Origin of the sequence: Paraburkholderia youngii (assembly GCF_013366925.1) — a bacterium.
Taxonomy (GTDB): Bacteria; Pseudomonadota; Gammaproteobacteria; order Burkholderiales; family Burkholderiaceae; genus Paraburkholderia; species Paraburkholderia youngii.
Genome location: NZ_JAALDK010000001.1, coordinates 6118839 through 6144414 on the forward strand (window position 1 = coordinate 6118839; position 25576 = coordinate 6144414).

Annotated in this window: 23 protein-coding genes and 1 pseudogene; 16 read left to right on the top strand and 8 right to left on the bottom strand. The window is 64.1% G+C overall.

The genetic code is table 11. From position 1 onward, the window contains the following. Positions 1 to 21: 21 nt before the first annotated feature. From G5S42_RS27910 to G5S42_RS27930, 5 genes are all read right to left on the bottom strand, one after another. On the bottom strand, positions 22 to 900 hold the full coding sequence (locus G5S42_RS27910; protein ID WP_176109691.1) for a ferritin family protein: 879 nt from the start codon (positions 898 to 900) through the stop codon (positions 22 to 24). Between the two features lie 480 nt (positions 901 to 1380). Then, positions 1381 to 2205 (bottom strand): PhaM family polyhydroxyalkanoate granule multifunctional regulatory protein, encoded by an 825-nt coding sequence (locus G5S42_RS27915; RefSeq protein WP_176109692.1) that lies wholly within the window; start codon positions 2203 to 2205, stop codon positions 1381 to 1383. Between the two features lie 82 nt (positions 2206 to 2287). Beyond that, positions 2288 to 3145: an enoyl-CoA hydratase/isomerase family protein gene (locus G5S42_RS27920; RefSeq protein WP_176109693.1), complete on the bottom strand. Its 858-nt coding sequence runs from the start codon at positions 3143 to 3145 to the stop codon at positions 2288 to 2290. Positions 3146 to 3199: 54 nt separating this feature from the next. Continuing rightward, positions 3200 to 4453: an ABC transporter substrate-binding protein gene (locus G5S42_RS27925; protein WP_176109694.1), complete on the bottom strand. Its 1254-nt coding sequence runs from the start codon at positions 4451 to 4453 to the stop codon at positions 3200 to 3202. A 196-nt stretch (positions 4454 to 4649) separates the two neighbouring features. Next, positions 4650 to 5633 carry a fumarylacetoacetate hydrolase family protein gene (locus G5S42_RS27930; protein ID WP_176109695.1) on the bottom strand — a complete coding sequence of 328 codons (984 nt, stop codon included), beginning with the start codon at positions 5631 to 5633 and terminating at the stop codon, positions 4650 to 4652. Between the two features lie 21 nt (positions 5634 to 5654). Here G5S42_RS27930 and G5S42_RS27935 point away from each other — a divergent pair, with 21 nt between their 5' ends. The 7 genes and pseudogenes from G5S42_RS27935 (at position 5655) to G5S42_RS27965 (ending at position 13876) form a co-directional block, all read left to right on the top strand. Continuing rightward, positions 5655 to 6719 (top strand): IclR family transcriptional regulator, encoded by a 1065-nt coding sequence (locus G5S42_RS27935; protein ID WP_376776964.1) that lies wholly within the window; start codon positions 5655 to 5657, stop codon positions 6717 to 6719. Between the two features lie 41 nt (positions 6720 to 6760). Next, positions 6761 to 8050 carry a DUF3108 domain-containing protein gene (locus tag G5S42_RS27940; RefSeq protein ID WP_176109697.1) on the top strand — a complete coding sequence of 430 codons (1290 nt, stop codon included), beginning with the start codon at positions 6761 to 6763 and terminating at the stop codon, positions 8048 to 8050. A gap of 151 nt (positions 8051 to 8201) precedes the next feature. Continuing rightward, entirely contained in the window at positions 8202 to 8990 is a 789-nt protein-coding gene (locus G5S42_RS27945) for an alpha/beta fold hydrolase (protein WP_176109698.1), read from the top strand. 119 nt (positions 8991 to 9109) lie between these two features. Then, positions 9110 to 9367 (top strand): BTH_I0359 family protein, encoded by a 258-nt coding sequence (locus G5S42_RS27950; protein WP_013088223.1) that lies wholly within the window; start codon positions 9110 to 9112, stop codon positions 9365 to 9367. Between the two features lie 296 nt (positions 9368 to 9663). Next, positions 9664 to 10734 (top strand): homocysteine S-methyltransferase family protein, encoded by a 1071-nt coding sequence (locus G5S42_RS27955; protein WP_176109699.1) that lies wholly within the window; start codon positions 9664 to 9666, stop codon positions 10732 to 10734. A gap of 62 nt (positions 10735 to 10796) precedes the next feature. After that, positions 10797 to 13523, top strand: a pseudogene (gene metH, locus G5S42_RS27960) (methionine synthase); the annotation flags it as partial. 155 nt (positions 13524 to 13678) lie between these two features. Beyond that, positions 13679 to 13876: an acid-shock protein gene (locus G5S42_RS27965; protein WP_176109701.1), complete on the top strand. Its 198-nt coding sequence runs from the start codon at positions 13679 to 13681 to the stop codon at positions 13874 to 13876. Between the two features lie 131 nt (positions 13877 to 14007). On the opposite strand, the gene G5S42_RS27970 is transcribed toward G5S42_RS27965, so the two are convergent. Further along, positions 14008 to 14334, bottom strand: a complete 327-nt coding sequence (locus G5S42_RS27970) for a DUF1840 domain-containing protein (RefSeq protein ID WP_013088219.1) — start codon at positions 14332 to 14334, stop codon at positions 14008 to 14010. A 458-nt stretch (positions 14335 to 14792) separates the two neighbouring features. Here G5S42_RS27970 and argS point away from each other — a divergent pair, with 458 nt between their 5' ends. The 6 genes from argS to G5S42_RS28000 all read left to right on the top strand — a co-directional run bounded on the left by argS (position 14793) and on the right by G5S42_RS28000 (position 21772). Further along, positions 14793 to 16583, top strand: a complete 1791-nt coding sequence (argS, locus tag G5S42_RS27975; RefSeq protein WP_176109702.1) for an arginine--tRNA ligase — start codon at positions 14793 to 14795, stop codon at positions 16581 to 16583. A gap of 79 nt (positions 16584 to 16662) precedes the next feature. Then, positions 16663 to 17478 (top strand): SPOR domain-containing protein, encoded by an 816-nt coding sequence (locus G5S42_RS27980; RefSeq protein WP_176109703.1) that lies wholly within the window; start codon positions 16663 to 16665, stop codon positions 17476 to 17478. Positions 17479 to 17654: 176 nt separating this feature from the next. Next, complete coding sequence (locus tag G5S42_RS27985) at positions 17655 to 18293, top strand: thiol:disulfide interchange protein DsbA/DsbL (RefSeq protein ID WP_176109704.1); 639 nt, start codon at positions 17655 to 17657, stop codon at positions 18291 to 18293. 15 nt (positions 18294 to 18308) lie between these two features. Beyond that, on the top strand, positions 18309 to 19082 hold the full coding sequence (locus tag G5S42_RS27990; protein ID WP_176109705.1) for an SDR family oxidoreductase: 774 nt from the start codon (positions 18309 to 18311) through the stop codon (positions 19080 to 19082). Positions 19083 to 19085: 3 nt separating this feature from the next. Further along, the gene (locus tag G5S42_RS27995; protein WP_176109706.1) at positions 19086 to 19904 is read left to right on the top strand and encodes a helical backbone metal receptor; all 819 of its coding nucleotides are present in this window, start codon (positions 19086 to 19088) and stop codon (positions 19902 to 19904) included. A 281-nt stretch (positions 19905 to 20185) separates the two neighbouring features. Continuing rightward, a complete protein-coding gene (locus G5S42_RS28000) occupies positions 20186 to 21772 on the top strand; it encodes an ABC transporter substrate-binding protein (RefSeq protein ID WP_176109707.1) in 1587 nt (528 codons plus the stop codon). A 95-nt stretch (positions 21773 to 21867) separates the two neighbouring features. On the opposite strand, the gene G5S42_RS28005 is transcribed toward G5S42_RS28000, so the two are convergent. Further along, entirely contained in the window at positions 21868 to 22461 is a 594-nt protein-coding gene (locus G5S42_RS28005; RefSeq protein ID WP_312883619.1) for a hypothetical protein, read from the bottom strand. A 170-nt stretch (positions 22462 to 22631) separates the two neighbouring features. On the opposite strand from G5S42_RS28005, the gene G5S42_RS28010 reads away from it, so the two are divergent. Both G5S42_RS28010 and G5S42_RS28015 read left to right on the top strand, forming a co-directional pair. Continuing rightward, on the top strand, positions 22632 to 23372 hold the full coding sequence (locus G5S42_RS28010; protein ID WP_176109708.1) for a LysM peptidoglycan-binding domain-containing protein: 741 nt from the start codon (positions 22632 to 22634) through the stop codon (positions 23370 to 23372). Beyond that, positions 23360 to 23803, top strand: a complete 444-nt coding sequence (locus G5S42_RS28015) for a lysozyme inhibitor LprI family protein (RefSeq protein ID WP_246392086.1) — start codon at positions 23360 to 23362, stop codon at positions 23801 to 23803. Before G5S42_RS28010 ends, G5S42_RS28015 begins: the two co-directional genes overlap by 13 nt. A 100-nt stretch (positions 23804 to 23903) precedes the next feature. Here G5S42_RS28015 and G5S42_RS28020 read toward each other — a convergent pair whose 3' ends face one another. Next, complete coding sequence (locus G5S42_RS28020; RefSeq protein ID WP_176109709.1) at positions 23904 to 24977, bottom strand: MBL fold metallo-hydrolase; 1074 nt, start codon at positions 24975 to 24977, stop codon at positions 23904 to 23906. 158 nt (positions 24978 to 25135) lie between these two features. Here G5S42_RS28020 and G5S42_RS28025 point away from each other — a divergent pair, with 158 nt between their 5' ends. Further along, positions 25136 to 25540, top strand: a complete 405-nt coding sequence (locus G5S42_RS28025; protein WP_176109710.1) for a MerR family transcriptional regulator — start codon at positions 25136 to 25138, stop codon at positions 25538 to 25540. Positions 25541 to 25576 lie beyond the last annotated feature (36 nt).

Genomic DNA, 25576 nt, shown 5'->3' on the forward strand with positions numbered 1-25576 from the left:
GTGCTGACACCGCCCGAGCCGTTACGCCGGTTGCTGCTGCGCCGGGCTTTGTTCAGCGGCTTGCAGACGCGTGACCACTTCCTTGCGATAACGGTTCAGTTCCTGCGCGGTGGTGAACGTGCGTTCGAACAGCAGCGACAGGTTGTGCAGAATGCGCTCGACGACTTTCTTTTCCCAGCCGTCGTCGAAACGGATCTGCTCGTCGAGCCAGCGCTCGAGCCATTCCGGATCCGGCAGACGCGACTGGATCGTGTCGCGCGGGAACAGCGCCTGGTTCACGTGCAGGTTGGTGGGGTGCAGCGGCTTTTCGGTGCGACGCGCCGACGCCATCAGCACGCCGATCTTGGCGAACGCGGCACGCGCGATGTCGCCGGTTTGCGCCATCGCCTTCTTCATGTAGCGCAGATACGCGCCGCCGTGGCGCGCTTCGTCGCGCGAGATGGTTTCGTAGATGTGCTTGATGACCGGCTCGGTGTGCCATTCGGCGGCGCGGCGATACCAGTGATTCAGGCGAATTTCGCCGCAGAAGTGCAGCATCAGCGTTTCGAGCGGCGGCGCGGGATCGAATTCGAAGCGCACCGCGTGCAGTTCCTCTTCGGTCGGGACCAGTTCCGGCTTGAAGCGGCGCAGGTATTCCATCAGCACCAGCGAGTGTTTCTGCTCCTCGAAGAACCAGACGCTCATGAATGCGGAGAAATCGCTGTCGTGATGATTGTCACGCAGAAACATTTCCGTGGCGGGCAAGGCCGACCATTCGGTGATCGCGTTCATCTTGATCGTCGCGGCCTGCTCGTCGGTCAACAGCGATGCATCGAATTTGTCCCAGGGAATGTCCTTCTCCATGTCCCATCGAACGGATTCGAGCGATTTATAAAGTTCCGGATAAAGCATGGTGTTCATAGTCCCACCCCTGTTCTGCACATACTGTGTGTGTCTGTTGCTGCTACGTGTAGCCGTTTTCACCTGTGACGAACGGACATGCCGTTTATCGGCCAAGCATTCAATTTTACGCGTTAACCGGCCGCCCAGAAGCATCGGGCAGCAAAGAAGTCCGGTCTGTTGTATTGGCGCCTGGAGCGTGAATCGGGCGCCGCGGCCAACCGTGGGTGAGGAATACCCTTTGCCTGAGGTCGAGCCAGTCTGGGTCGACAACCGCACCGTCCAGCCCTGCACCGGTAGCGCCGACGGCGAATGACGAGAGAGCGGCGGGATTGGTTGTTTTCGGCGCACGCCCCAAAGCCAGATCAAGCTTACACGATGATAGCACGCGCCTCCGGCGAAACCCGTGACAGAAGCGGTGCGAGCGTGCTATGGCATTGACTTCTCTCAATAAAGTCGGCAATTCGCGCAGGGTGCGAGCGTGTCGCCCGCACCGCCCGCTCACGTCGACTTTTTCTGCGTTGCGGCGCTCGTGCCCTCGCCGGACGCGCGTTTGGCCGATGTCGCGACGCGCTTCGCGGCCGGCCGTTTGGCGGCGGGCTTCGCGCTTCGCGCACCGGTGCCCGACGGATCGCCGCCCGACGGATCGCCGCCCGACGGATCGCCGCCCGACGGATCCGCAGCCTTCGACTCCGGGTTGCCCTGCGTGCCCCCGCCCGCCGCCGCGACCGCGACGGACGGCTGCGTCATCGCGAACTGCGCGATCTGATTGAACTGCGATTGCAGCAGATTCCACCACGCGGATGCATCGAAACCGGGTGCCGCGGGCGCTCCCTCGTCGTCTCTGTCGGCTGGAGGGGCGCTTTCGGGCGCGGGCTCAGCGGGCTTCGTCCAGCTCGGCGCCGGCGCGGGGCTCGGAGCGGGGCTCGGTGCGTCAGTCGCGGCCGCACCCGTTGCAGCTGCCGCCGCCTGCGACATCGAGGTCTGTGCGAACGCGCCGAACGCGCGCAGCGTCGCGAGCGTCGCGCGCTGCACTTCGAGCGCCTGGATCGCCGACTGCAGCATGCTCAGATTCAGCTTCAGCCATTGCTCGACCGCGCGCATGTCGGTGATGCGCTTGTCGAGCTCCTCGACGCTCGTGAGCGGCGCCATCATGTCGGACATCATCGACAGCGACGGACTCGTGCCGCCACCCGGCTGCGCGCCCGTCATGGCGGCGCCGAACGGTGACAGCCGAATCATGCTCCACATCCGATCGAGCATTTCAGCGGGCGGAAAACCGGGAAAGCCGGGAAAGGGCGGCGCGGAGCCAGTGGTGTCGGTCATGGTTGTCGCCTCGGTGCTGGATGACAGGTAGAGCGCGCGATGCCGCGCGCGTTGATTCGATCATACCGTTTGAGGTATGACATCACGATGGTTCGTCGTGACGCGGACGGCCCGCGCCAAAATCCGGCGCGCGCCGCTCGCGCAACGAGCTCAAGCCCTCGCGCACATCGGGCCCCGCGAAGCCCATGAACTCCAGCGCGAGCGACGTATCGAACGCCGGCCCCGCCGTGCGCAGCCAGTTGTTCAGCGCGTACTTGGTCCAGCGGATGGCGGTCTGCGACCCGTCGGCGAGCTTGCGCGCGACTTCGAACGCCTTCGGCAGCAGCGCGCTTTCGTCGACCGCGAGCGACACGAGCCCGATGCGCTCCGCCTCTTCGCCGCTCACCGGCTCGCACAGCAGCAGGTAGTACTTCGCCTTCGCCATGCCGCACAGGAGCGGCCAGACGATCGCCGCATGGTCGCCCGCGGCGACGCCGAGACGCGTATGTCCGTCGATGATGCGCGCCGTCTTCGCCGCGATCGAGATATCGGCGAGCAGCCCCGCGACGAGCCCCGCGCCGACCGCGGGCCCGTGCATCGCCGACACGATCGGCTTGCCGCAATTGATCACGTTGTAGACGAGGTCGCGCGCTTCGCGCCACACCCGCGTGCGCACCTCGAAATCGTTCGCCATGTCCTCGACGAGCTGCAGATCGCCGCCGGCCGAAAAGCCCTTGCCCTCGCCGCGAATGATCGCGACGCGCGTGTCGGGATCGCGATCGATGTCGCGCCAGATTTCCGCGAGCTCGTAATGCATGCGTGCGTCCGCGGTCGCGAGGCCGCTTTTATTCGCGCCCTCGCCGCTCATCACGACTTCGAGCACGCCGTGCGGATGACGCTGCAAACGCAGCGACTGGTAGTGCGCGTAGTACGCGTCGTTCGGTTGCGATGACTGAGTCATGGTGAGCAGTCCGTAGGTGATTCGTTCAGTCGCGCGCGGAACGTCGCGACCCGTTCAATGCGGCTGATAGAGCCACTTGCCATTAGTGATTTCGACCATCACGCGCGCGCGCTGATCGAGCCCGAGATGATCGGCCGCGCTCATGTTGACGACGCCGTTGGTATCCGCGAGACCGCGGGTTCCTTCGAGCGCATCGCGCAGCGCGCGGCGAAACGCCGGCGTGCCTGGCGCACCGCTCTTCAACGCAAGCGGAATTGCGTGCTCGAGCAACGCGTTCGCGTCCGAGGTGTACGAACCGAACGCCGACACGCTGCCCGCGCCGTGCTGCGCCTCGAAGCGCGCGATGTATTCGAGCGCGAGGCGCCTGGCCGGATGATCGGCCGGCAATTGCGCGGCGACCAGCACCGGGCTCGCGGGCAGGTAAGTGCCGTTGCAATCGGCTCCGCACACGCGCAGGAAGTCGTTATTGCCGACGCCGTGGTTGTGATAGATGACGCCTTTGTAGCCGCGCTCGCGCAGCGTTTTCGGCGGCAGCGCGGCAGGCGTGCCGGCCGCGCCGACCACCACCGCGTCGGGGTGAGTCGCGAGAATCTTCAGCACCTGGCCGGTCACGCTCGGATCGGTGCGATTGAAGCGCTCGCTCGCGACCACGTCGATGTGATGCAACTGCGCGAACTTCGCGACCTCGGCGTAGAAGGTCTCGCCGAGCGCGTCTGCCTGGCCGATGAACGCGATCGTCTTCACGCCGTGTCCGCTCGCATGCTCGGCGATCGCCGAGGCCATCATCGCGTCGGTCTGCGGCGTCTTGAAGACCCAGCGACGTTTCGCATCGACCGGTTCGATGATTTTCGCGGACGACGCGAGCGAGATCATCGGCGTTTCGCCCTCGGCGACCACGTCGATCATCGCGAGCGAATTCGGCGTGATCGATGAGCCGATGATCGCGTCGACGTGATTCTCGCTGATCAGCTTCTTGGTGTCCTGCACGGCCTGGGTCGTGTCCGAGGCATCGTCGAGCACGATGTACTCGACGTTTTGCCCGCCAATCTGTTTCGGCAGCAGCGCGACCGTGTCGCGCGCGGGAATGCCGAGCGATGCGGCCGGTCCGGTCAGCGACAACACGAGACCGATCTTCACCTGCGCGAACGATGTCAGCGGCAACGCGCAGACGAGCGCGGCGCACAGCGTCGCGGCGCGCCGCGCGAAGCGCCGGCCGCGTTGATACGAGCCGCGCGCGCTCGTGCGCGCTTGAACGAGTGACGCATCAGCGCGTCGATGTCCATCTGCGGGGAAGTTGAATCGCGGCATGCTGTCTCCTCACGTCGGGATTTTCGTTGTGATGTATTGCCGATGTGCTACCGATGCGTTGCTGCACGCTTTATGACATTCGCACCGTCCCAGCCGGCGCGCCAGTCAGTGTAGCCGCGCGCGCGGGCGGTGGCATCGGGCGAAACCCTTTCGCACGTATCGCCGCGTCAACGCATCGCCGCGTGAGCGCCGCGCTTCATTCGAGCGGCGCGATGCTCTGCTCGATCGCACCGAAAATCGACTTGCCCGCGTCGTCGAACATTTCGATCTTCACGGTGTCGCCGTACTTCATGAACTCCGTTTGCGGCGCGCCGTGCTCGATCGTTTCGAGGCAGCGCTTCTCCGCGATACAGCAGTAGCCGCGCTTCGCGTCCTTGTTCGACACCGTGCCCGAACCGACGATCGAACCAGCCCGCAGATTGCGCGTTTTCGCCGCATGGGCGATCAGCTGACCGAAGTGAAACACCATATCGGTGCCCGCGTCGGGCTGGCCGACTTTCCTGCCGTTCCAGTGGACGATCATCGGCCGATGCACGCGGCCTTCGCGCCAGTGTTCGCCGAGCTCGTCGGGCGTCACCGCAACCGGCGCGAACGACGTGGCCGGCTTGCTCTGGAAAAAGCCGAAGCCCTTCGCGAGTTCGGCGGGGATCAGGTGGCGCAATGACACGTCGTTGACGAGCGCAACCAGCCGCACGCCGCGCAGCGCCTGGTCGGGCGTCGCGCCCATCGGCACGTCACCGGTGATGACCGCGACTTCCGCCTCGAAGTCGATGCCGTACTGTTCCGATGCGCACACGATGTCGTCGCGCGGGCCGATGAAGTCGTCGCTGCCGCCCTGGTACATCAGCGGGTCGGTCCAGAATTCGGGCGGCATTTCCGCGCCGCGTGCGCGCCGCACGAGTTCGACATGGTTCACGTACGATGAACCGTCGGCCCACTGGAACGCGCGCGGCAACGGCGCCATGCACTCTTTAGCGTCGAACGAAAAGCTGTTGCGCGCGCGGCCCTGGTTCAGCGCATCGTAGAGGTCGTGCAGTTGCGGCGCGTAGAAGGCCCAGTCGTCGAGCACGCGCTGCAGCGTGGGCGCGATCGTGTCGGCGATGGCCGCCGTGTGCAGGTCGCGGGACACGACGATCAGTTGACCGTCGCGCGTGCCGTCCTTCAGCGAGGCAAGTTTCATAGAGCTGTGAACCGTGTATTAGTGACGATGGAAGGAATCTATTCTACGATGGTGAATCGGCGCGGCCCAAGATGTGCGTGTTCTTCGTCGCTGTCACTGTCACCACCGCCGTTACGCGCCTATTACGATTACCGAACGCGCTGCCCGCGCCTTTTGCACATGTCCGCCAACGCCCGCTCCGGCACGATCCGCACCCGCACCGACCCCGCGTCCGCCGACGAACTGCCCGACCCCGCCGATGCCACCGACGCAACCGGTGTCGATGACGAAGCTGGTGAACCCGGCGAAGAAAAACTGCGCTCGGGCATCCAGTCGATCGAGGTCGGGTTCAGGCTGCTCGACGTGCTGACCCACGAGCCGCGCGCAATGATGCTGCGCGATCTCGCGCAGCGCGCGGGCATGAGTCCGGCGAAGGCGCATCGCTATCTGGTCAGCTTTCTGCGTCTCGGCGTGGTCGCGCAAGACCCGCTGTCCGGCCGCTACGAACTCGGCGGCTTCGCGTTGCAGCTGGGGCTCGCGCGGCTTGCGCGGGTCGACGGTGTGAAGCTCGCGCGCATCGCGCTCGCCGAGTTGCGCGACCGGCTCGATCTGACGGTCGGCATCGCCGTGTGGGGCAATCAGGGGCCGACGATGGTGCACTGGATGGAGTCGAGCTATCCGGCCAAGGCATCGTTGAAACTCGGCGACGTGATGCCCTTGCTGAGTTCCGCGACCGGTCTGCTGTTCGCTGCCTACCTGCCATCCGGCAAGACCGAGGCGATGATCGAGCGCGAGCTGGCCGACTCGCGGCGTTCGTCGCATAGCGGCGCGCCGCGCACCCGCGAAGACGTCGACAAGGTGCTCGCCGAGGTGCGCGAGCACGAGGCCGCGCGAGTCGAAGGCATGCTGCTGCCAACGATCCACGCGTTTTCGATGCCGGTATTCGATTCGACCGGCGAACTCGCACTCGCTCTCGTCGCGCTCGGCCATGAAGGCGGGTTCGATATCCGCTGGGGTGGCGAGATCGATACCGCGCTGCGCGAATGCGCGCGCAAGCTGTCGTACGAACTCGGCTATAGCGCGATCCCGCGTAGCGACAACGGTTGATACGCGCCAGTCCTTTCAAGCTCTCACAGATTCAAGCGCCGATGGATTTTGCTTCCGCCAACCGCCGTGGTGATCGCCTTCCCGCTTTGGGCAGCGGGCCTGGACGCGGGGCGCGCGCGGGACGCTGGATCGCGGTGCTCGTGGTCGTGGCGATCTTGCACTGGATCGCGGCGCAATGGTTCGAGCGCAATCGCGTGAATCTGAATCCGGCGAATCACGAGCATGTGCCGGTGCAGGTCGCGCTGCTGACGCCCGAGAGGGTCGAGCGTCAACCGGCGCCAAAGCCGGCCGCGCCGGCACCGCACCCACCCGCGCCCACACGCAAGCCCGCGGCAGGTCCGCCGCGCGAGCAGCATGTGTTGAGCGCGTTGCAGCCGGCCAAGCCGAACGAGCCGGCGGCCACGCCGGCGTCGGAGGCCGCGGCAAGCGCGCCGCCCGCCGCCGCGAGCGCGAATGCGCCGGTCAATGCCAATGCCAGCGGCGCCGCGGCGAGTGCCGCTGGCGCGGCCAGCGCGCCGCAGGCGTCGCAGGGCGTGAAGTTTTCGGTGCCGCCATCGGCCGAACTCGACTACGACACGTTCTACAACGGCGTGCGCAACGCGCCCGGCACGATCCATTGGGCGAGCAATGGGCAAGGCTACGAAATGGTCGTATCGGTGCCGCTGCCGTTCGTCGGTCCGTTCGTGTTTTCGAGCCACGGAGGGATCGACGCGTTTGGCCTCGCGCCGGCGCAGTACAGCGAAAAGCGTGGCCGTCGCGCGGAAGACATCGCGATCTTCAATCGCAGCGACGGGAAGATTGGCTTCACGCGCACGCCCGCCTCGTTACCGTTGCCCGACGGCGCGCAGGACCGCTTCAGCGTCGTGATGCAGCTCGCAAGCCTCGTGCGAGGCGAACCGGACGCCTACAAGCCCGGCGTGACGCGACAGTTTTTCGTCGTCGATTCCGATAGCGGCGAGAACTGGCCGATCGAGACGATCGGCGACGAAACGATCCGCGCGGCACAGGGCTACCTGCAGACGCGTCATTTCAAACGTCTGCCGCGGCACGATGGCGACCAGCGCCGCATCGACGTGTGGCTCGCGCCGTCGCTCGGCTGGCTGCCCGCGCGCATTCTGCAGACGGAGCCGAACGGTACCCAGTTCGAGCTGGTGTGGCGCGGCAAGCTAAATGTCGATGGGGCGTCGGCGGTGGATGCCTCGCCCTCAGCCCCCTCTGCCCCCTCCGCCACGAGCCCTGCGCCGGCGCCGGCCGACGCATCGGCAGTAACGCCCGAGCCCGCCCCCGCCGCAGCGGTCGATTCAACCGCTCCAACAATCATCAAACCGTGACACTTGTCGTGACACACTGTCACGAGCAGATCTGCTCGAGATCGGCGAAACTTACTTTGCAACACTGACTCGCACGTCAATGGAGCCTCCGTTTGCGCGAACGGGGCGACCCACCGCGCTTTTTCACTGCGTTTCCTTCAAAGGAGTCTGCATGCAAGTGAACATCAACGGTATCGAAACACGCTACGTGCTGAGCAACGAAGGCGGCGGCCCGTGGCTCACGTTCATCCATCAGCTGGGCGGCGATCTTTCCATCTGGGATCAGATGGCCGGCTATTTCCGCGACGATTACACAGTGCTGCGCTACGACGTGCGCGGCCACGGCCACAGCGCGGTCGCGCGCGAGCCGTTCACCATGCGCGATCTGGCCGACGATCTTGCCAAACTGCTCGATGCGCTCGGCGCGCCGACGACGCACCTGGTCGGCCTGTCGCTCGGCGGCATGATCGCGCAGCAATTCGCGCTCGACCATCCATCGCGCGTCGACACGCTGACGATCGCCGACAGCACCGGCGGCACTCCGCCCGAAAACCGCGAGTTGTGGAATCAGCGCGCCCACACCGCTCGCAGCGACGGCATGGAGGCGCTGCTGCCGTCGACGATCGCGCGTTGGCTCACGCCTGACTTTCAGGCCGGGCATCCCGAAGCGGTCGAGCCGATCCGTGAGGCATTTGCGCGCACCCCGCCGGAAGGCTTCGCGATGGCCTGCGAGGCGCTGCGCGACTTCGACCTGCGCGGCAAGCACGGCGCGATCCGCTTGCCTACGCTGACGGTGGCCGGACGTCACGACACGGGCACGCCCCCTGCTGCTACGCAGGCAATAGCGGAGGCGATCGAGGGCGCCCGCTTCGAGTTGCTGGATGCCGCGCATCTCGCGCCCGTCGAGCAATCTCACCGTTTTGCCGCGTTGCTTGAATCGTTTCTGGAGCGGCGAGTCTAACCGTCAGGTCCGGAGTTTTTTACTTGCGTCGTCCGGACCCACCCCTTGAATTCCATCCCCCATGCTCCACCTATGTTGCAGAAAAGGGCAGGAGCCCAACGGAAATAAGGAGTGTCGCCATGCAAATGATCTATAACAGCCCTAACTACTGTGTCGTCGAGTTTCCTCCGCAGGAAGGTCAGCTGGCCATGAAGTCGGGCGGCTACGAGATTGTTGACAAGAACATGCAGCGCGAAATCTACATCGACGGTGCAATGGCGGCGCGTTTTCGCGAGCATGTGCAAAAGCTGATCGAAGGCGAGCCGACGCTCGACGAGGTCGACGAATTCCTCGGTCAATTCGACAGCTTGATGCACCAACCCGTTGTTCTGCATTGACCGGAGGGGTTTAGCTGGCGCTCAGGCGACATCGATCGACCGTACCGCGCGGCTTGTCCGGCGGGTTCCATCTTGCGGTCGGCGGCAACGAAAACGGCCCGGCAGGCTTTGGCTTGCCGGGCTATTTTTTATTGCTTCATCTGTTAGCGCGTTCTGAATTGCTGACGCGGCGCATTCGTATCGGTCGATTTTGCCGGTCGCGCCTCAAACCCGCCTCCCGCCCGCCGGGCGCATCCGCGCGTCAGCGGCTACAATGACAGGCTTTCCGCCAACGCCGGCGCAAGCCCTCGTCCGCCATGACCCAGCCTGCTCAATCCATCACGCCAGTCCGTTCCGAGCCCGCCTATACTCGCGGCGCAGCGCTGCCCGCGCTGCTGAACTCGCGCATCCTGATCCTGGACGGCGCGATGGGCACGATGATCCAGCGCTACAAGCTCGACGAAGCCAGCTATCGCGGCGAGCGCTTCAAGGACTACGCGCGCGACATCAAGGGCAACAACGAACTGCTGTCGATCACCCAGCCGCAGATCATCTCCGAGATTCACGAGCAGTATCTGGCGGCGGGCGCGGACATCATCGAGACCAACACGTTCGGTGCGACCACGGTCGCACAGGCCGACTACGGCATGGAGTCGCTCGCCGTCGAGATGAACATCGAATCGGCGAAGCTCGCGCGCGCCGCGTGCGACAAATACGCGACGCCGGACAAGCCGCGCTTCGTCGCCGGCGCAATCGGCCCGACGCCGAAAACCGCCAGCATCTCGCCGGACGTCAACGATCCCGGCGCGCGCAATGTGACCTTCGACGAACTGCGCACCGCGTACTACGAGCAGGCGAAAGCGCTGCTCGACGGCGGCGCGGACCTGTTCCTCGTCGAAACGATCTTCGACACGCTGAACGCGAAAGCGGCGCTGTTCGCGCTCGACGAACTGTTCGAAAACACCGGCGAGCGTCTGCCGATCATGATCTCGGGCACCGTCACCGATGCCTCGGGCCGCATTTTGTCCGGCCAGACCGTCGAGGCCTTCTGGAACTCGCTGCGTCACGCGAAGCCGCTCACGTTCGGCCTGAACTGCGCGCTCGGCGCGGCGCTGATGCGCCCGTATATCGCCGAGCTCGCCAAGCTGTGCGACACCTACGTGTCGTGCTATCCGAACGCCGGTCTGCCGAATCCGATGAGCGACACCGGCTTCGACGAATTGCCCGCGGATACCTCGGGCCTGCTGAAGGAATTCGCCGAAGCGGGGCTCGTGAACATCGCGGGCGGCTGCTGCGGCACGACGCCCGAGCACATCGCGGCGATCGCGAAGGCGCTCGCCGATCTGAAGCCGCGCAAGTGGCCGAGCCAGTATCGCGACGCGGCCTGAGCCGGCCTTACGCACTTCACCCCGACGCCCAGCACGCCCCTTAACGCACGCACCCGACTCGTACATACGCCATGACCGACCACACCATGCGCCTTAGCGGCCTCGAGCCGTTCAACGTCACGTCCGGGACGCTCTTCATCAACGTTGGCGAACGCACTAACGTGACCGGCTCGAAAGCGTTCGCGCGAATGATCCTGAACAATCAGTTCGACGAGGCGTTGGCCGTCGCGCGCCAGCAGGTCGAGAACGGCGCGCAGGTCATCGACATCAACATGGACGAGGCGATGCTCGATTCGAAAGCGGCGATGGTGCGCTTCATGAATCTGATCGCGTCGGAGCCGGACATCGCGCGCGTGCCGATCATGATCGACTCGTCGAAGTGGGACGTGATCGAGGCGGGGCTCAAATGCGTGCAGGGCAAGGCGATCGTCAATTCGATCTCGCTGAAGGAAGGCAAGGAGCAGTTCGTTCACCACGCGAAGCTGATTCGGCGCTACGGCGCGGCCAGCGTCGTGATGGCCTTCGACGAACAGGGCCAGGCCGATACGTTCGCGCGCAAGAAGGAAATCTGCCGGCGCTCGTACGAGATACTCGTCAACGAAGTCGGCTTCCCGCCCGAAGACATCATCTTCGATCCGAACATCTTCGCGATCGCGACCGGCATCGAGGAGCACAACAACTACGCGGTCGACTTCATCGAGGCGACGCGTTGGATCAAGCAGAACCTGCCGTACGCGAAGGTGAGCGGCGGCGTGTCGAACGTGTCGTTCTCGTTTCGCGGCAACGACCCGGTGCGCGAGGCGATTCACACCGTGTTCCTCTATCACGCGATCCAGGCGGGGATGGACATGGGCATCGTCAACGCCGGTCAGCTCGGCGTCTATGCCGAGCTCGATCCCGAACTGCGCGAGCGGGTCGAAGACGTCGTGCTGAATCGACGTGAAGACGGTACCGACCGTCTGCTCGAAATTGCCGACAAGTTCAAGAGCGGCGCCGCGAAGAAGGAAGAGAACCTCGAGTGGCGCAACCAGCCGGTCGAAAAGCGTCTCGCGCACGCGCTCGTGAGCGGCATCACGACCTTCATCGTCGAAGACACCGAGGAAGTGCGCGCGAAGATCGCCGCCGAGGGCGGCCGTCCGATCAATGTGATCGAAGGCCCGCTGATGGACGGCATGAACATCGTCGGCGACCTGTTCGGTCAGGGCAAGATGTTCCTGCCGCAGGTCGTGAAGTCGGCGCGCGTGATGAAGCAGGCGGTCGCGCATCTGATCCCGTTCATCGAGGAAGAAAAGCGCCAGCTCGCGGCGGCCGGCGGCGATGTGCGCGCGAAGGGCAAGATCATCATCGCGACCGTCAAGGGCGACGTGCACGACATCGGTAAGAACATCGTGTCGGTCGTCCTCCAGTGCAACAACTTCGAAGTGGTCAACATGGGCGTGATGGTCCCGTGCAATGAGATCCTCGCGAAGGCGAAGGTCGAGGGCGCGGACATCGTCGGGCTGTCGGGCCTGATTACGCCGAGTCTCGAAGAGATGGCCTACGTCGCGTCGGAAATGCAGCGCGACGACTACTTCCGCGTGAAGAAGATTCCGCTGCTGATCGGCGGCGCGACCACCTCGCGCGTGCACACGGCGGTGAAGATCGCCCCGCAGTACGAGGGTCCGGTGGTCTACGTGCCGGACGCGTCGCGCTCGGTGTCGGTCGCCTCGAGCCTGCTGTCCGACGAGGGCGCCGCGAAGTACATCGACGAACTGAACGCCGACTACAACCGCATCCGCGATCAGCACGCGAACAAAAAAGCGCAGCCGATGGTCACACTCGCCCAAGCGCGCGCCAATAAGACGAAGATCGACTGGGCGAGCTATCAGCCGGTCAAGCCGAAGTTCATCGGTCGGCGCGTGTTCAAGAACTTCGATCTGAACGAGCTCGCGAACTACATCGACTGGGGTCCGTTTTTCCAGACGTGGGATCTCGCCGGCCCATATCCGGCGATCCTCAACGACGAGATCGTCGGCGAATCGGCGCGACGCGTGTTCTCCGACGGCAAGTCGATGCTCGCGCGTCTGATTCAGGGCCGCTGGCTGCAGGCCAACGGCGTGATCACGCTGTTGCCGGCCAACACGGTGAACGACGACGACATCGAAATCTACACGGACGAATCGCGCACCGAAGTCGCGCTCACCTGGCGCAATCTGCGTCAACAGAGTGTGCGGCCGGTGGTCGACGGGGTGATGCGACCGAACCGGTCGCTCGCCGACTTCATCGCGCCGAAGGACTCGGGCGTCGCCGACTACATCGGCATGTTCGCGGTGACGGCGGGTCTTGGCGTCGACGTGAAGGAGAAGCAGTTCGAGAAGGATCTCGATGACTACAGCGCGATCATGCTGAAGGCGCTCGCGGACCGGCTCGCCGAAGCGTTCGCCGAAGCGATGCACGCGCGTGTGCGGCGCGACCTGTGGGGCTACGCGAGCAGCGAAAACCTCTCCAACGACGAACTGATCGCCGAAAAATACCGCGGCATTCGCCCGGCGCCGGGCTACCCGGCCTGCCCCGACCATCTCGTCAAGCGAGACATGTTCGAGGTGCTGCAGGCGAACGAAATCGGCATGAGCGTGACCGAATCGCTGGCGATGCTGCCGGCCGCGAGCGTGTCGGGCTTCTACCTCGCGCATCCGGACAGCACCTATTTCTCGGTCGGCAAGATCGGCGCGGATCAGCTCGACGACTACGCGCAGCGGATGTCGCTCTCGAAAGCGGACGCCGAGCGCGCGTTGGCGCCGTTGCTTTGAGCGTGAAGCGATGCGTGACTATATCGAGTCCGAAAGACTGAATATTTGGCGCCACGGCAATTTCGGCTTTGTAGACTGAGTCGGCTTTCACCCCGTCAGGCGCGAACACGACGCGCCGGCTCACCGAGATTGCAACCGTCAACGGAGAAAATCGTATGAAGAAGCTGACACTGTTATTCACCGCTGTTTCACTGGCCGCGGGTGCCTCCATGGCGCTCGCGCAGCCCGCCGCGCCGGGCGGATCGAGCTCGGTCAGCTCCTACTCGCCCCCCACCGAGGCGCATGTCAAAAAGGCGAAGAAGCAAAAGATGAAGAAGGGCGCGGCAGCGTCGGCGGCCTCCGAGAGCCAATGAGCGGCACGGCGGATAAAACCTTCTGAATGGCAAAGAGCCCGCGTCGAGCGGGCTCTTTTCTTTGGTGCGCCAAAAGAGCGCTTACGAAGTCCTTCTGAGTCCGGACCGCGGCGCTCGGGACCCGCCAGAAATCAGATCCCCCAGACGATATCCGCGTTTTCCTTCTGCGCCGCGCGCAGCATGTCGAGGAACGGATACGCGCGCTGCGCGAGACCGGGCGGAATCTCGTGACGATCACGGCCGTCCTCGCCCTCGTGGAAATGGCCCTCGTGCTCGGCGCGCTCCTGCTTATCGGATGTGATCGCCGCTTCGAGCTTTTCAATGGCCGGGCCCAGTTCGTCGTGAGTGATGACGCCCCGCTGCCCAAGGCGTTTGCCGACAATGCCGACCAGATACTGCGCCAGATTCTCCAGCATCATCACGTCCGGGCAGGCGTGGCACTTGAAAGTAATCAGCATGACTGTTCCCTTTTTCGTTATGTCGGGTGAGCGCACGAGCGTCCCAAGGGCTGCAGCTGCGCGCGCCTGACGTGGCGCCGGCAAGGCGCGGCGGCCACACCCCTCGCGGGCAGCTCATTGAACATATTAGCACCTGCTAAAATCCGTCTGAACGGAAAAGCGCGCCGCCCAGCGCCACGTACGGCGCGGCTCGACGAGCATCGCGCACGCGGGCAACCGGGGGCGTCGAATCATGGGCCGCAATCCGCATACCGCGCGAGCCTGCGTAACGGCAAGCCGCCGTGCGGAGTCCACCGCGTTGCGCGGCTTGAGTTGCGGGTCGCCGCATCGCCTGGGGACGCTGTGCCGGCGACGCAGCCATCAGCGCCTCAAAGCGCGGCCGCTCCACGCTTGCGACACCGGCCGCGGCTGGCGCCTCTTCCGCCTTACCGGATTGCCTCACTGGACTTGCAACAAGCATGCTGCCCGCACATAAACACACACTCGAAACACTGCTCGCCGACACGGTGAAGCAGGTCGCAACCGCCACGCAAGGCGCGACCGAAGCCGCTTTCGTCTCGCCCGCCATCGCGCTGGAGCGCCCGAAAGTCGCCGCGCATGGCGACGTCGCGTGCAATGTCGCGATGCAGCTTGCCAAGCCGCTGCGCGCCAATCCGCGCCAGCTCGCGCAACAGATCGTCGACGCGCTGCTCGTCAATCCGCAGGCCAAAGGCCTGATCGATACTGCCGAAGTGGCGGGCCCCGGCTTCATCAACCTGCGCCTCACGGCCGCCGCCAAGCAAGGCGTGATCGCCGCCGTGTTCGCCGAGAAGGACGCGTACGGCCGCTCGCGGCGCGACGCCGGCAAGCACGTGCTGATCGAGTTCGTGTCGGCCAACCCCACCGGCCCGCTGCACGTCGGCCACGGCCGCCAGGCCGCGCTCGGCGACGCGCTTGCGCACGTGCTCCAGTCGCAGGGCTGGGACGTGCATCGCGAGTTCTACTACAACGACGCCGGCGTGCAGATCAACACGCTCGCGCTGTCGACCCAGGCACGCGCACGCGGCCTCGCCCCCGGCGACGAAGGCTGGCCCGCGTCGGCCTACAACGGCGAGTACATCGCCGACATCGCCAAGGACTATCTGAACGGCATCACGGTCGAGGCGAGCGACGGCGAGCCGGTCACCGGCGCGCGCGACGTCGAGGACATCGAGGCGATCCGCCGCTTCGCCGTCACGTATCTGCGTCGTGAGCAGGACATGGATTTGCAGGCGTTCGGCGTGAAGTTCGACCAGTACTACCTGGAATCGTCGCTGTACACGGAAGGCCGCGTGGAGAAAACCGTCGACGCGCTGATCGCCGCGGGCAAGACTTACGAGCAGGAAGGCGCGCTGTGGCTGCGCACGACCGACGACGGCGACGATAAGGACCGCGTGATGCGCAAGACCGACGGCACCTACACGTACTTCGTGCCGGACGTCGCCTATCACGTCGCGAAGTGGGAGCGCGGCTTCACGAAGGTCATCAACGTGCAGGGCTCGGATCACCACGGCACGATCGCGCGCGTGCGCGCCGGTCTGCAGGGTCTCGGCATCGGCATTCCGAAGGGCTACCCCGACTACATCCTGCACAAGATGGTCACGGTCATGCGCAACGGCGAAGAGGTGAAGATCTCGAAGCGCGCGGGCAGCTACGTGACGGTGCGCGACCTGATCGAATGGTCGGGTGGCGCGATGCCGGGCTCGGAAGCGGCCGTCGATCTGATCGACGAGGAAACCATCCGCCGCGGCCGCGACGCGGTGCGCTTCTTCCTGATCTCGCGCAAGGCGGACACCGAGTTCGTGTTCGACATCGACCTCGCGCTGAAGCAGAACGACGAGAATCCGGTGCACTACGTGCAGTACGCGCACGCCCGCATCTGCTCGGTGATCGCCGAATGCAACGCGCGCTACGGCCTCGACGAAAGCGCACTGCCGAGCGTCGATCTCGCGCCGCTCGCGAGCGAGCGCTCGATGGCGCTGCTCAACAAGCTCGCCGAATTCCCGGACATGCTGCAGCACGCCGCCGACGAACTCGCGCCGCACGCGGTCGCGTTCTACTTGCGAGAACTCGCCGGCGAATTTCACTCGTTCTACAATGATCGTGCCGAGCGCGTGCTGGTCGACGATGCGGCCGAACGCAACGCTCGCGTCGCGCTGCTCGCGGCCACGCGCCAGGTGCTGGCCAACGGTCTCGCGACGATCGGCGTCTCCGCTCCCGTCAAGATGTAACTCCTCCAGCGTAATATGCGCGCGGCCGTCGTTATAATCGGCGGCCGTTCCTGGATTCTTTTTGCAGGTGATTCGTACGATGGCAAAACCACGCCGCACAACAAAGCAATCGAAGCAAACCGGGGGCACTTTTCTCGGCATCGTGCTGGGCCTGATCGTCGGCCTGGCGATCGCGGTGGTGGTGGCGCTGTATATCACCCGTGCGCCTACGCCGTTCGTGTCGAAGGTCGCGCCACCGGCGCCGACCGACAACGGCGCGAGCCAGGCGCAATATGATCCGAACCGTCCGCTGCAAGGCAAGACGCCGGGCCAGCCGGTGCCGCAGGCCGCGCAACCCGCGCCGCCGAACACCGCGCCGGGCCAGACCAACGCGCAGACCCAGTCGGGCATGCTCGAAGAACCGCAGATCGTCGAAGTCCCGCCGTCGGGCGGCAACGCGAATAGCAACGGTACGGCGGTCGCGCCGAACCCCGCGCAGGAAAACGGCACCGGCGGCATCGTCGCGCCCGCGCCGGCGAAGAAGCCGCAGACCTCGAGCGCACCGGCCGCCACCGCGGCAGGCTCCGCGCCGAAGAGCTCGAGCGCGACCACCCTGGCCAACGTCAAGCCTGGCTCGGCTGCCTCGCCCGCGCCCGCACCTGCACCCGGCGACGCGAACACCGGCTACTTCCTGCAGGTCGGCGCGTACAAGACCGCCGCCGATGCCGAGCAGCAGCGCGCGCGCCTCGCGTTCCAGGGCTTCGAATCGAAGGTCACGCAGCGCGATGCCGGCGGCGTCACGTACTACCGCGTGCGCATCGGGCCGTTCTCGAAGTTCGAGGACATGAATTCGAGCCGTCAGCGTCTGTCGGACGCAGGTGTCGATACCGCGGTGATCCGCTTCACCAAACAATAAATAAACGGTAATGCCGGCCCGCGCGGCGCGTCGAACTATCGGCGCGGCGCGCGAGTCACAAGCACGATGGCCGCTTCGACCTGTATTGTGGCGGGCCACCACACCGAATCCCACCAGCGGTGACGGGCCTTTCGCATGGCGTCGCCGCGCCACCGCCTTATCCGGGTCTACACGACATGAAAAAACTGCTGAGCATCCTGTTCCTCTCGCTGGGCCTGATCGCGGCGAGCGCGCATGCGTCGCCGACCGCGCCGGTGGCCGGCAAGGACTACACCGTGCTGGCCACGCCGCAACCTACCGACGTGCCGGCCGGCAAGATCGAAGTCATCGAATTCTTCTGGTACGGTTGCCCGCACTGCAATGAATTCAACCCGTTCCTCGAAGCATGGGTCAAGAAGCAGGCCCCGGACGTCGTGTTCCGCCGCGTGCCGGTCGCCTTCCGCGACGACTTCATCCCGCACTCGAAGATGTTCCACGCGCTCGACGCGCTCGGCCTCGCGAACGAACTGACGCCGAAGGTCTTCAACGAAATCCACGTCAACAAGAACTATCTGCTGACGCCGGAAGACCAGACCAAATTCCTCGCGAAGTTCGGCGTCGATCCGAAGAAGTACATGGAAGCGTACAACTCGTTCTCGACGCAAAGCGCGCTGCAGAAGGACAAGAAACTGCTCGACGGGTTCAAGATCGACGGCGTGCCGACGCTCGCCGTGCAGGGCAAGTATTTGACCGGCCCAGCCGCGACCGGCACCCTGCCGGGCACGATCCAGGTGCTCGATTACCTCGTCTCCCAAGTCCGCGCCAAAAAGATGTAATCACGAGGCGCCGGTATGACCTCTCCGCTGAAGGTTTTCATTACCGGCGCTTCGAGCGGCATCGGCCTCGCGCTCGCCGGCGAATATGCACGGCGCGGCGCGATTCTCGGCCTCGTCGCCCGCCGCGGCGACGCGCTCGCCGCGTTCCAGCAGTCCCATCCCCAGAACACCGTCTCGATCTATGCGCTCGACGTGCGCGACGCGGAAGCGCTCGCCGATGCGGCCGCGCGCTTCATCGCCGAGCACGGCCTGCCCGACGTCGTGATCGCCAATGCCGGCATCAGCCGCGGCGCGCTGACCGGTCACGGCGATCTGCGCGCCTTCCGCGAGGTGATGGACATCAATTACTTCGGCATGGTCGCGACGTTCGAGCCGTTCGCCGCCGCGATGGCCGACACGAAACGCGGCACGCTGGTCGGCGTTGCGAGCGTCGCCGGTGTGCGCGGCTTGCCGGGCTCGGGTGCATATAGCGCGTCGAAGTCGGCGGCGCTGAAGTATCTCGAAGCGTTGCGCGTCGAGATGCGGCCGTTCGGCGTCGGTGTCGTGACGATCGCGCCCGGCTATATCCGCACGCCGATGACCGAGCACAATCCGTACAACATGCCGTTCCTGATGGACGCCGATCGCTTCGCGGCGAAGGTCGCACGAGCGGTCGAACGGCAGACGTCGTTCGCGGTGTTTCCGTGGCAGATGCGCGTGGCTGCGATGTTGCTGCACGTCCTGCCGCGCTGGCTCTACGACCGCGTGTTCGAACGCGCGCCGCGCAAGCCGCGCGCCGCCACCGAGTAAGTCATGCAACCCCGTGCGGTCGATGCAGCCGGCGTCGCGCACGAATCCGCGGGCGCCGACGCGCGCATCGTGTCGCTGGTGCCGAGCCTCACCGAAACACTGTTCGCGCTCGGGCTCGAGCGGCAGATCGTCGGGCGCACCGGCTTTTGCGTGCATCCGCGCGACAAGGTCCGCGCGGTGCCGAAGGTCGGCGGCACGAAAGCCGTCAAGCTCGACGCGATCCGCGCACTGCGCCCCACCCACCTGATCGTCAATATCGACGAAAACGAACGCGACACCGTCGAGCAACTGCGCGCGTTCTTGCCGCACATCGTCGTCACTCATCCGCAGACGCCGCGCGACAACCTCGCGCTGTACGCGCTGCTCGGCGCGATCTTCAGACGTGAAGAAGAAGCGCGGCGCTTGAGCGGCGCGCTCGATGCGCGTCTGCGCGAAGCCGCCGCTCAGACCTTCGCCGCGCAGAACGTGCTGTACCTGATCTGGCGCGAACCGTGGATGAGCGTCGCGCGCGACACCTACATCGCCGCGATGCTGCGTCTCGTGAACTGGCACACGTTGCCCGACGTGCACGGCGGCAGCGCGGGCGCCACGCGCTACCCGACGCTCGACTTCGACGCCGCGCCATGGCTCGCGCAAGTCGACCGCGTGCTGCTGTCGAGCGAGCCGTACCGCTTCACGGCCGCGCATCGCGATGCGCTCGCGCGCGATCCGCGTTTCACCGGCAAGCGCATCGAGCTCATCGATGGGGAAATGACGTCGTGGTACGGCGTGCGCGCAATCGAGGGCATCGGCTATCTGCTGCGGCAGGCCGCGGCGGTCTGAGGCGGCAACACAGCCACGCCGCCCCCATATGGATATGTCGATTAAATTGTTGTCGCCATAATGGCCCTTCGATAAGCTTTCGCGAAGGCGCGCCGCCGGCCATGCCTCGAAGGCAGGCCCCTCGGCCTCAGGCCGGGATCGCCCGACCTGTACGGCGGCGCCGGGAACGTATCACAATCGTGGCGACGCGCGCGCCGGGAGCGCTCTCCTGCCCGCTCACGCATCGCCGCCATAAACACAACCAGACGCACTGCCTGACTGCGCTCGTTACCGGAGATCCTATGCGCTTCAATCTGCTCGCAGCCGCCATCCTGCTCACGGCGCCCGCGCTCGCGCTCGCCAAACCACTGACCGTCTGTACCGAATCGAGTCCCGACGGCTTCGACGTCGTGCAGTTCAATTCGCTGGTCACGACGAATGCATCGGCCGACGTGATCTTCAACTCGCTGGTGTCGTTCGACGAAGCCGCGAAGAAGGTCGTGCCCGCGCTCGCCGACAAATGGGAAGTGAGCCCTGACGGCCTGACCTACACGTTCCATCTGCGTCCAAACGTGCAGTTCCAGACCACCGACTACTTCAAGCCCACCCGCGCGCTGAATGCCGACGACGTGATCTTCACGTTCGACCGCATGCTCAACGACAGCAATCCGTGGCACAAGGTGGCGGGCGCGAGCGGCTTCCCGCACGCGCAATCGATGGGGCTGCCGAAGCTGATCAAGTCGATTACCAAGGTCGACGACAACACGGTGAAGTTCGAGTTGAACGAGCCGAACGCGACGTTCGTGTCGATCCTGACGATGGGCTTCGCGTCGATCTATTCGGCCGAGTACGCGGACCAGTTGCTGAAGGCCGGCAAGCAGGTCGACCTGAACGCGAAGCCGATCGGCACCGGGCCCTTCGTGCTGAAGAGCTATACGAAAGACGCGGTGATCCGTTATGACGCGAACCCGACCTACTGGGGGCCGAAGCCGAAGATCGAGCGTCTGATCTACGCGATCACGCCGGACGCAACCGTGCGAGCGCAGAAGGTGAAGGCTGGCGAATGCCAGATCGCGTTATCGCCGAAGCCGCAGGATCTCGCCGACGCGAAGAAGGACAAGTCGCTCGCGATCGTGCAGACGCCCGCGTTCATGACGGCCTTCGTCGCGCTGAACACGCAGCAGAAGCCGCTCGACAACCAGAAGGTGCGCGCCGCGCTGAACATGGCGTTCGACCGCACGACGTATCTGAAGACGGTGTTCGACAATACCGCGACGCCGGCCGTGAACCCGTTTCCGCCGAACACGTGGAGCTACAACCACTCGATCAAGGGCTGGCCGTACGACCCGGCGAAGGCGAAGCAGTTGCTCACCGACGCGGGTTTTCCGAACGGCTTCCAAACGACCATCTGGGTGCGTCCGAACGGCAGTGTGCTGAATCCGAATCCGAAGGCCGGTGCCGAACTGCTGCAGGCCGACTTCGCGAAGATCGGCGTGAAGGCGGACGTCAAGGTGATCGAATGGGGCGAACTGATCAAGCAGGCGAAGCAAGGGCAGCATGACTCGCTATTCATGGGATGGGCCGGCGACAACGGCGATCCGGACAACTATCTGTCGCCGCTCTTCAGTTGCAACGCGGTGAAGTCGGGCATCAACTTCGCGCGCTTCTGCGATCAGGATCTCGACAAGCTGATCGCCGACGGCAGAGCAACGTCCGATATCGCCAAGCGCACGAAAGCGTATGAAGCCGCGCAGCAGATCATCCACGACGAAGCGCTGTGGATTCCGCTCGGCTACCCGACCGCGGCCGCGATTACGCGTACGAGCGTGAACGGGTATCACGTGAGTCCTTTTGGACGGCAGAATTTTGGGGCGGTGGTGGTGCAGTGATTTTGCGCTGCGGTTGAAAGCGGAAAGGATAAGGCCGACCTTCACGGGTCGGCTTTTTTTGCGCCCAGCGTTTCCTGGTCGATAGAGGTCGTCCGTTACTTCACCGCGTTGTCTGCGGCGGCGATTTTTGGATCGAACGATACGCCTTCGAGACAATCACGATTACGTTCAGCGAAAGCGAAGGACAAGGTTCCCCACGGGAGAAAGGCTGAATATGCCGTGGTTTCATCCAGTGAATGCCCACGCGGAGAGTCCGTAATTTTGAGGTTGCTGTATTGCGCATGGACCATCGCGAGCGTGACGCATTCGCCGCTCAGCCGCCCGAGTGCAAGAAAGCCAGGATGCCCTCCAGTGTGGCGAACGCGCAAACCCACATTGCCGACCACGACACCATCTGCCATCTTCCCCGGACCGCCGACGTAAAAGTTGAATTCGGCATTTTGAATTGGATCTTTGGTGGTATCTCTGTCGACAAGGTGAGTCGCAAGCACGCTTTCGACTTTTGCCTTAGTGAACGGAATTTGCTGCGCCAAGGCGTCGATGGTCTGCCACAGTGTCATGTCCGGTTGAGTCATCTGTGGATCTTGTCCGTAGTGTCCGGCCGCGAGGCTGCATCCGCCAAACCACCCTGCCAGACAAAGTACTGCAAGCGCCTTCGTCCAATCACCTGAACGGGTAAGTCTTGTCATACCATCTTCCATAGTAGTCCGCGCTGGGTGCATCTGACATTCCGCAACCTTTTGCCGACGTGATCTCGGGCCTTTGACCGTTATACCGACTCCTAATGCAATTTTCCTCATGCAAGAAGCCAATAATTGCTCGCAAAGTACCCGCCCACACTTTTGCAGAGGAAATGGTTATGGCTATGCAAGCTCCAACGAGGACAGGTTTCGAACGGTGGCAGGACGGTGTTAGCAAGGCTGTAAGCGATGCAAGATGGAATTCCTGGGATTGCGAAATCCAGATGGCAGTCAACGAGTACAACCTCCATCTTCGCGGCACCTCGGGGTACGTGGCCTTGGATTGGCAGATTATCAAGGCGATATTGTGGGTCGAAACAGGTGCACACGATCCTCAGTGGAATTCCAAGCCGATGCGCATTGGGGTTGCAGGCGATGTTGGATTGGCATCGCTGCTTTCGGGCAAAGAAGGCGGCGATTTGATTGTGCCGCCAGCCTGGAAAGGACGGCTGACAATGGCCTCAGCCAGAACGATACCGGCGTATAACATCCGTGCTGGCATTGGCTATTTGCTCATGCGCATGGCGCGTTATAAGTACCGAAGCGTACTCGGTGCTGACCCTGCGGTTTACGAAATGACTGTCAGGCTAGGGGATAGCCTCGACAAGATGGCGAAGGCTCAGGGCACCACCATCGACACGCTAAAAATGCTGAATTCCACCGCCACCGTTCTGCACCCCGGACAGGTATTGAAGTACCGGAAAGCTTCGGTTCAAAACACTATTGCAAGCTGGCGCCCCATCTCCACGGCATTGATAGCAGAGCGTTACAACGGAGGCGGTGACATCAATTACGCCAGGAAGCTCGACTACGCTTTGCCACTGGTGCGCAAAGGAAAGGTAGCCCTATGCGTGCAATGAAGCAGACCTGTTTCGGCCTGGCCGCCTGCCTATCAACAATGGCCCTCGCGGCCTCAGCTGCTCCCGTCGCAAGCGAGCGGGCCTTACGCGAGGAATGCAGCGCGTTCTCGCAAGCGGGGATGCGGGACTGTCTGGCAGAAAAAGCAGAGGCCAGTCGGAAAGCCCTCAGACGCGCCGAGGAGAAGATGGCCGGCACCCTCTCCAAATGGGATGAAGACGACAAGTACGTCAACCAGGCCAAGGCAAAACTCGCCGCATCAAACAGAAAATTCGCTCAGTACCGTGAGGCTCAATGCGACTTCGCAGCTTCGTTAAGTGGTGGTGGAGCCGGCAGTGCGCGCGAAGTGCGCCATTTAGCTTGCGTTTCCGAACTCAACAACCGGCGAGCCGAGCAACTACGCAACGCTGCGTCTGACTTGCCCTTGAAGTAATTCGCATGAGAGGACACCCAGCATCGTTGCGCCGCTCAGTGCCTTCGCCCAGCGCGGACCTATTCGTCCGCGCTTCTCCGCCCGCGGCGAAGGTCCGAGATCACACCGCCGCAAACCGGATCACCCCATCCGCATCCTGCGTCCGCTTCAATTCCCCCGCCCGCCACAGCAGATGCAAATGCGCGAGCGCCTCACCCATCGCGAACGTCATCTGATGGATATCGAGTTGGCGCTTGAACATCAGCGGCACGATATCGGCGGCGCTACGCGGCCTTTCCGCGCACGCTTCGCGCACTTCGGCGAGCCGCGCGTCGTGATGCTCACGCAGTTGCTGAATGCGCGTGCGAACGCCGCGAAACGGCTTGCCATGCGACGGCAGCACGAGCGTGTCTTCTGGCATCGTCTCGTAACGGCCAAGCGACTCCAGATACAGTTCGAGCGGCGAGCCCTCAGGCTCGATATCGAACACCGACACGTTGGTTGAAATACGCGGCAGCACCATGTCGCCTGAAATCAGCGTGCCGGTTTCCGCACAGTGCAGCGCGCAGTGTTCCGGCGAGTGGCCGAAACCCGTCACCACGCGCCACGTCCTGCCGCCGATCCTCACGTCCTCGGCTTCGCGCAAACGCCGGTATTGCCCCGGAATCGCCGGCACGAGGCTCGAGTAATAGCTCGTGCGATTGCGCAGCTTGTCGATCGATTCGGTGTCGTTCAAACCATGCCGCGCGAAATGCCGCGCCGCTGCCTCGCCGCCCGCGTTCGAACCGTCGCCCGTCGCCATCACGCGCGCCTGCATGTATTCGCCGAGCGTCATCCACAGCCGCGCGTCCCAACGCTTTTGCTCGCCGCCGCCGCACACCCAGTCCGCGAGGCCGATGTGATCCGGATGGCAATGCGTGACGATCACGCGCAGCACCGGCAGCCCGTCGAGCGCCGAATCGAACACGCTCTCCCAATTCGCCTTGATCGTGTCCGACGTGATGCCGCAGTCGACCACGGTCCAGCCTTGCTGACCGTCGATCTCATCGCGCAGCAGCCACAGGTTGATATGGTCGAGAGCGAACGGTAACGGCATGCGCAGCCAAAGCACGCCTGGCGCGACTTCCATCGTGCGGCCCGAGTCGGGCATCGTGTCGTTGAACGGGTATTGGAGTTGGTGTTCGAGTGCATTCATGGGGACTGTCTTCCTCCGACGACTCTCCGGCATGGCCAGGTATGCGATGCCGGTCGGCCTGGTTGTGGTTGCGTTCCGCTCAGGTTGACGATAACGTAAACGTCGATTCTATCGTTCAATCCGGTTTTGTGCCGGCCAAGCGGCCACGAGATGTCCCGATGAATACGCAATACACGATCACCGAACTCGCGCGCGAATTCGACGTCACGCCACGCGCAATTCGTTTCTATGAAGACCAGGGTTTACTCTCACCGAGCCGCGAGGGTTCGAGCGGCTTGCGACGCGTCTATTCCGGCCGCGACCGCACGCGTCTGAAGCTCACGCTGCGCGGCAAGCGCCTTGGCTTCACGCTGTCGGAGATCCGCGACCTGCTGGACGTCTACGAGTCGCCGACCGACACCGTGCCGCAATTGCACGCGTTTCTCGCGACGGTCGCGCGTCATCGCGAAGTGCTCGAACGTCAGCGCGAAGATCTCGACGCGACGCTCGAAGATCTGGCGCAGTACGAAGCGCAGGCGCGCGCGTTGCTCGATGGCACGAGGCGCGACGCGAAACCTGCCTGAAGCTGCCTGACTCTGACCGGCGTTTGCGGAGCGCGC

Bases quoted from the DNA above. Each gene is read 5' to 3' on its own strand.
- G5S42_RS28015 (WP_246392086.1), top strand. From the start codon at position 23,360: ATGCGTGCAATGAAGCAGACCTGTTTCGGCCTGGCCGCCTGCCTATCA.
- G5S42_RS27925 (WP_176109694.1), bottom strand. From the start codon at position 4,453: ATGCCGCGATTCAACTTCCCCGCAGATGGACATCGACGCGCTGATGCG.
- G5S42_RS27910 (WP_176109691.1), bottom strand. From the start codon at position 900: ATGAACACCATGCTTTATCCGGAACTTTATAAATCGCTCGAATCCGTT.
- G5S42_RS27985 (WP_176109704.1), top strand. From the start codon at position 17,655: ATGAAAAAACTGCTGAGCATCCTGTTCCTCTCGCTGGGCCTGATCGCG.
- G5S42_RS27930 (WP_176109695.1), bottom strand. From the start codon at position 5,633: ATGAAACTTGCCTCGCTGAAGGACGGCACGCGCGACGGTCAACTGATC.
- G5S42_RS27920 (WP_176109693.1), bottom strand. From the start codon at position 3,145: ATGACTCAGTCATCGCAACCGAACGACGCGTACTACGCGCACTACCAG.
- G5S42_RS27940 (WP_176109697.1), top strand. From the start codon at position 6,761: ATGGATTTTGCTTCCGCCAACCGCCGTGGTGATCGCCTTCCCGCTTTG.
- G5S42_RS27995 (WP_176109706.1), top strand. From the start codon at position 19,086: ATGCAACCCCGTGCGGTCGATGCAGCCGGCGTCGCGCACGAATCCGCG.
- G5S42_RS27915 (WP_176109692.1), bottom strand. From the start codon at position 2,205: ATGACCGACACCACTGGCTCCGCGCCGCCCTTTCCCGGCTTTCCCGGT.
- G5S42_RS28005 (WP_312883619.1), bottom strand. From the start codon at position 22,461: ATGACAAGACTTACCCGTTCAGGTGATTGGACGAAGGCGCTTGCAGTA.
- G5S42_RS27945 (WP_176109698.1), top strand. From the start codon at position 8,202: ATGCAAGTGAACATCAACGGTATCGAAACACGCTACGTGCTGAGCAAC.
- G5S42_RS27955 (WP_176109699.1), top strand. From the start codon at position 9,664: ATGACCCAGCCTGCTCAATCCATCACGCCAGTCCGTTCCGAGCCCGCC.
- argS (WP_176109702.1), top strand. From the start codon at position 14,793: ATGCTGCCCGCACATAAACACACACTCGAAACACTGCTCGCCGACACG.
- G5S42_RS27970 (WP_013088219.1), bottom strand. From the start codon at position 14,334: ATGCTGATTACTTTCAAGTGCCACGCCTGCCCGGACGTGATGATGCTG.
- G5S42_RS28020 (WP_176109709.1), bottom strand. From the start codon at position 24,977: ATGAATGCACTCGAACACCAACTCCAATACCCGTTCAACGACACGATG.
- G5S42_RS27965 (WP_176109701.1), top strand. From the start codon at position 13,679: ATGAAGAAGCTGACACTGTTATTCACCGCTGTTTCACTGGCCGCGGGT.
- G5S42_RS27980 (WP_176109703.1), top strand. From the start codon at position 16,663: ATGGCAAAACCACGCCGCACAACAAAGCAATCGAAGCAAACCGGGGGC.
- G5S42_RS27990 (WP_176109705.1), top strand. From the start codon at position 18,309: ATGACCTCTCCGCTGAAGGTTTTCATTACCGGCGCTTCGAGCGGCATC.
- G5S42_RS27950 (WP_013088223.1), top strand. From the start codon at position 9,110: ATGCAAATGATCTATAACAGCCCTAACTACTGTGTCGTCGAGTTTCCT.
- G5S42_RS28025 (WP_176109710.1), top strand. From the start codon at position 25,136: ATGAATACGCAATACACGATCACCGAACTCGCGCGCGAATTCGACGTC.
- G5S42_RS28000 (WP_176109707.1), top strand. From the start codon at position 20,186: ATGCGCTTCAATCTGCTCGCAGCCGCCATCCTGCTCACGGCGCCCGCG.
- G5S42_RS28010 (WP_176109708.1), top strand. From the start codon at position 22,632: ATGGCTATGCAAGCTCCAACGAGGACAGGTTTCGAACGGTGGCAGGAC.